Here is a 4,804-nt window from a genome sequence, read left to right on the forward strand (position 1 = left end):
ACAAATTTAGGATATTGTATTTTTTTGTACATTTTAGCATCTTTTTTGTTATTCTATAAGTATTGAGGGGGAAACCATTATGATAGAAGAAGCGAAAGACGGAAATGCTCTACACCTTAAGGTAAAGGACGCAATCATTCAATTGATTAACGAAGGGGAATATAAACCTGACTCACAGCTGCCTACTGAGGCAGAATTTTGTGAGAAATATGGAGTAAGCAGGACAACCGTACGAAATGCTTTACAACAACTAACATTGGAAGGTTATGTCTATCGTAAACGGGGTAGTGGAACCTTTGTGTCGGCTAACAAAGTAAAACAAATATTGACAACTACAGTTGATCACTTTTCGAGCCAAATTTCCATGCAGGGAAAGAAACCATCAATTAAAGTAATACAATTAGAAGTTATACCTGCCGATGAGTATCTTAGCGAGCAATTAAAGATTCAAGAAGGAGAACCAGTTAATGCTCTAGAGCGAATACGTTATGTAAATGAAGAGCCAATCCAGTTTGAAATTGCCTATTTACCCTGGTATAAAACCCCGGCATTAAATAAACATGGTTGTGAAACGTCATTATATAAATTATTGGAATCCCAATTTAGTTTAAAAATAAACAAGACAATTGAAAACCTTGAATTGTTTATTGCCGACCAAGAGGCAGCTGAAAAACTACATATTAGTGTTGGTGACCCTTGCTTTGTGCTTGATACCTTTGCCTATCTTCTTGATGGTTCGCTCATTGAGTATTCGAAAACCATCTATCGTGGGGATATTGCCCATTTTGTCATTGAAAGAAATTACTAATGATGGATAGTAAAAAAAGAAGGTTTTGGTACCTGCTGTGCAATCGAGAAAAAGAGAAGCCAATAAATCGGCTTCTCTGATCTTTCTTTTATTAAGGGGTTTCTCCGCTTCTGATTCTAATTAAACTTAAATTAAGTTTAGAAATAGAATGTTTGGCATAGGTTTTCTTACTTTAGGTTATCTTGGGTAAAAGAATAATAAATTCTGTCCCCATCCCCTTTGTACTGTTCACATGAATTTTACCTTTGAACGAACGGACAATTTGAAAACTCACCATCATTCCTAGTCCTGTCCCACTTTCCTTTAAGGAATAAAACGGAGATCCAAGCCTAGCAATTTGTTCTTTTGTCATACCAATTCCTTGGTCCTTTATGCTTATCTTTATATTTCCATCATCAGTTGAAGTACATGTAATCCAAACCATTCCACCATTCGGCATAGACTCTATCGCATTTTTTAAAATATTAATCAAAGACTGGTTTAATTTTTGAGGATTAACATAAATCCAACAGTCATCAAAAAAATCAGTTTTAATTTCAACATTATGGTTCAGGGAGTAACTTTGAATAATATTCACTACGCGATTTAACTGATTTCCAACATTGATTCTTTCGAGGTGATCGATGGTGGGTTTTCCAAAAGATAAAAAATCATTGATAATTTCATTGGCGCGATCAAGCTCTCCAATGGATAATTGGATATATTCCTTCTTTTTATCAGGCAAGTCAGGCTCGTTTAGAAGTTGCAGAAAGCCACGCGTCACTTGCATGGGATTTCTAATTTCATGAGCGAAAACACTTGTTAACTCACTTATCACTCGTAATTTCTCCGAATTTTCCATCTCAAATCGCAACTGGTGAATCACCCGAATTGTTTCAGTTAAGATAGTGAAGAACCAAGTAACTACCACCGCGAGGACAAGATGAATGATCTGTACTTTCAGATAATCTATGGAAAAACCTCTTAGAATACCAAAAATTGTAAGGCCGATAAGACAGTAGTACAAGGCTAAACCAACTGCAATTTTAACCCTTCTATCTTTTTTCGAACTCGCAAACCTTTTTTGGAAAAACAAGATAACAGGCAGTGAGAATAATAAGACAAACACAGTATTATAAAATCCTACACTGATCCCAAAATAAAGTCGATAAAGGATGATAAGAGCCGAAAGGAAGATGCCTGGCCAAACTCCCCCATAAAGGGTCCCTAGTAAGAGAGGAATAATTCTTAACTCTAAACGAGCATTTTCTCCAAGATTCACGGGAAAGGACATGCAAAATAATATAGATATTCCCCACAAAATAGACATGATTACGTTTCTATTTTTACTACTCTTTACCCATTCCGTAATAAATGTAAAATAGGTAAATATGGGCATGACCATAAGTGTTAATTGCAGCAAAAAATCCTTGATTATACTCATCTTTGTTACCTTTCATATTCTATTATAAATCTGAATCCTGCAGAGTAATTTAATCTTATTGATTCTGTTATTGTCCTTGTTGCACTTGCATTACCTTTTTTACCTTTCATATTGAGTCCATTTTACCATGATAGTTTACTTTTTTTCTATAATCCAATTTAAAGTTGAGAAATGGAATTTAGTTGAATCCAAAGAAAAAGAGGCACAAATCAAAAGTGATTTGTAGCCTCTTTGCATAATGAGGTTTCTTACTGTAATTTACACAACTTTAGAAAATGTTCTGGTTTGCTCTTGAGTAGTAGTTGTTCCTTTTTTCAAGCTAATCATTGCGATAAAGGAGATACAGTATAGTAAAGCGAGATATCCCATTGCTGCTGTAACATTAGCATGCTGCAGGATATATCCTACTAATATAGGAGATAATCCCCCTAATGCTCGACCAAAGTTAAAGATTGTGTTGGTTGCTGTGCTTCGAATTTCTACTGGATAGAAACTGCTTATTAATGCCCCATACCCCGCAAACATACCATTAGAGAAAAATCCGACGATGGCACCTCCGATTAATAAACCGGCACTCCCTGAAGCAAAGGCATATAAAAAGACAGCGACCGCCGAAGCGAATAAGAAGATTCCATATGAGCGTTTCATTCCAAAGCGATCGATAAATTGTCCAAACGTTAACATCCCTGCGATCATACCAGCTGCGGTGCTAATTGTCCAAAGGGCCGAATTTGAAACGGATAATCCTTGGGATTGTTGCAGCATCGATGGCAGCCAAATCATCAAACCATTATAACCCGCAATTTGGACAGTTGCCATGATCGCTAGAGCAATTGTTGTTACTGAAGTGCTTGGTGTCGCAAACAATTGCTTTAGTTTCCATTCCTTAGGTACCAATTGTTTTTTCTTATTTGCAGCTAGCCACTCAGGAGATTCGTCTAATTTCTTTCTTACGATAAAGGCGAATATAACAGGAACCAATCCTATGAAAAACAAACCTCTCCATCCCCATGAAGGAAGGATAATTGCGCTTAGGAGAGCTGCGAGAATAACACCGTATTGTGCACCGATGCTCACATAAGAAGAAGCCCGTCCTTGTTTATTCTTTGGCCATGCTTCAGCCACAAGGGCCATTCCAATTCCGTATTCCCCGCCAGCACCCAAGCCGGCAATAAACCGAAAGATGTATACTTGTTCAATATTTACGGCTAAACCGGTTAACGCCGTACCGATAGCAAATAGTAGAATTGTATAAGTAAATATTTTTACTCTCCCAAATTTATCTGCTAATATACCGAAAATGACTCCGCCAGCTAGCATTCCTAGATTTGTAATAGAAGAAATGAGACCGCCTGCCACCATGTCAATATGAAACTGAGCAATAATCATCGACATGGCAAAGGAGATGAACATGATATCCATGCCCTCTAATGTTAAACCTGCTACTGATGCGACTACTGTTTTTCTGCGATAATCCATTTCTGTCGTTCTCCTTTCAAGCCTCACAGGACTATGATTAAAAGATAGTTGGCAAAAATAAAATGCCCTTTCATCCAAAGGACAAAAAGGCATTCATATACGTAACCAAGTATATATGAAGTTTACTTTCGCCTTTTTGGCCTCTCTGGACCAATTTAAAGGAATTTAATTTCATCTAATAGTAACATGATAATTTTCATGTGACAATAAGAAATAACTAGTAGAGTCTTTTTAGGATTAGAGGTATCACATTATTCCCTTCTACTAAATGATTCACTGAGATTATTTAAAGTGTAAAGTCTGCCCGTCAACAGAAATAGCTCATCGTAATTATTTTTCACGTATTCGTCAATAATCTTGAGCCCTTTTATAAATTGATCCACTAAATAATAAGTATACTTTTCATCCCAATCAAACTTATTAATTCGAATCAATTCATCTGCTAGGATTTGAAACTTATACTCTTCATTAAGAAGTTTTATTTGATACAATTTATCCGGTGTAAACCTGGTGCTGTTTTTATTGGCATGACTGTTTTGAACATATGTTATAAACCCATTGATATTCTCAGCAAGCAAATTCGCCTTTTGCATCTCAAACTTCATAACGCCACTCCTCACTGTCTAAAAAAACATCATTATGAAGAGTGTATGTTTTGAGTCGTTAGGCTGACACCCTTTTTCTTTTTAAATGTATATAAAATGAATAAAAGAATGAACCAAACAGGTGTTAATAATAAAGCAACACGGGTTGCTTCGGCAAAAAGCATAATAATAAGAATGAGTGCAAATAACGCTAGGACGACATAATTGATAAACGGTGTAAACGGTGCTTTAAAAATCGACTTTTCATGTAAATCTGGACGTGATTTCCGGTAGCGCAAATGACAAATTAATATGATGCTCCAAACCCAAATAAAACAAATCGCACTAATTGTTGTCACGATTCCAAAGGCTTGTTCTGGAATTAGCTTACTTAAAAGAGCACCCGCTGAAAGAACAAGTGTGGAAATAAATAATGCGTTACTTGGTACATGGTTTTTATTTAATTTGGCAAATTTAGCAGGTCCCTGATTATGACCACTTAAATTAAAC

The 4,804-nt window shown here is 36.1% G+C and carries 5 protein-coding genes; 1 reads left to right on the plus strand and 4 read right to left on the minus strand.

Annotated features, from left to right (window positions below):
* The first annotated feature begins 79 nt into the window (after positions 1 to 79).
* Entirely contained in the window at positions 80 to 808 is a 729-nt protein-coding gene (locus tag V7659_RS29055; protein ID WP_335543519.1) for a GntR family transcriptional regulator, read from the plus strand.
* Between the two features lie 172 nt (positions 809 to 980).
* Here the strand turns inward: V7659_RS29055 and V7659_RS29060 are convergent, their stop codons facing one another.
* The 4 genes from V7659_RS29060 to V7659_RS29075 form a co-directional block, all read right to left on the minus strand.
* The gene (locus tag V7659_RS29060) at positions 981 to 2,231 is read right to left on the minus strand and encodes a HAMP domain-containing sensor histidine kinase (protein ID WP_335543520.1); all 1,251 of its coding nucleotides are present in this window, start codon (positions 2,229 to 2,231) and stop codon (positions 981 to 983) included.
* Between the two features lie 258 nt (positions 2,232 to 2,489).
* Entirely contained in the window at positions 2,490 to 3,710 is a 1,221-nt protein-coding gene (locus V7659_RS29065; RefSeq protein WP_335543521.1) for an MFS transporter, read from the minus strand.
* 251 nt (positions 3,711 to 3,961) lie between these two features.
* The gene (locus tag V7659_RS29070; protein ID WP_335543522.1) at positions 3,962 to 4,315 is read right to left on the minus strand and encodes a hypothetical protein; all 354 of its coding nucleotides are present in this window, start codon (positions 4,313 to 4,315) and stop codon (positions 3,962 to 3,964) included.
* 32 nt (positions 4,316 to 4,347) lie between these two features.
* Positions 4,348 to 4,804, minus strand: a 457-nt coding sequence (locus V7659_RS29075; RefSeq protein ID WP_335543523.1) for an amino acid permease, incomplete at its 5' end; no start/stop codon positions are given.

This window comes from Neobacillus drentensis (assembly GCF_036966985.1).
In the GTDB taxonomy this organism is placed as follows: Bacteria; Bacillota; Bacilli; order Bacillales; family Cytobacillaceae; genus Neobacillus; species Neobacillus drentensis_E.

What these genes read in the sequence shown, in the direction of transcription:
- V7659_RS29055 (WP_335543519.1), top strand. Translation starts at nt 80, where the DNA reads ATGATAGAAGAAGCGAAAGACGGAAATGCTCTACACCTTAAGGTAAAG.
- V7659_RS29060 (WP_335543520.1), bottom strand. Translation starts at nt 2,231, where the DNA reads ATGAGTATAATCAAGGATTTTTTGCTGCAATTAACACTTATGGTCATG.
- V7659_RS29065 (WP_335543521.1), bottom strand. Translation starts at nt 3,710, where the DNA reads ATGGATTATCGCAGAAAAACAGTAGTCGCATCAGTAGCAGGTTTAACA.
- V7659_RS29070 (WP_335543522.1), bottom strand. Translation starts at nt 4,315, where the DNA reads ATGAAGTTTGAGATGCAAAAGGCGAATTTGCTTGCTGAGAATATCAAT.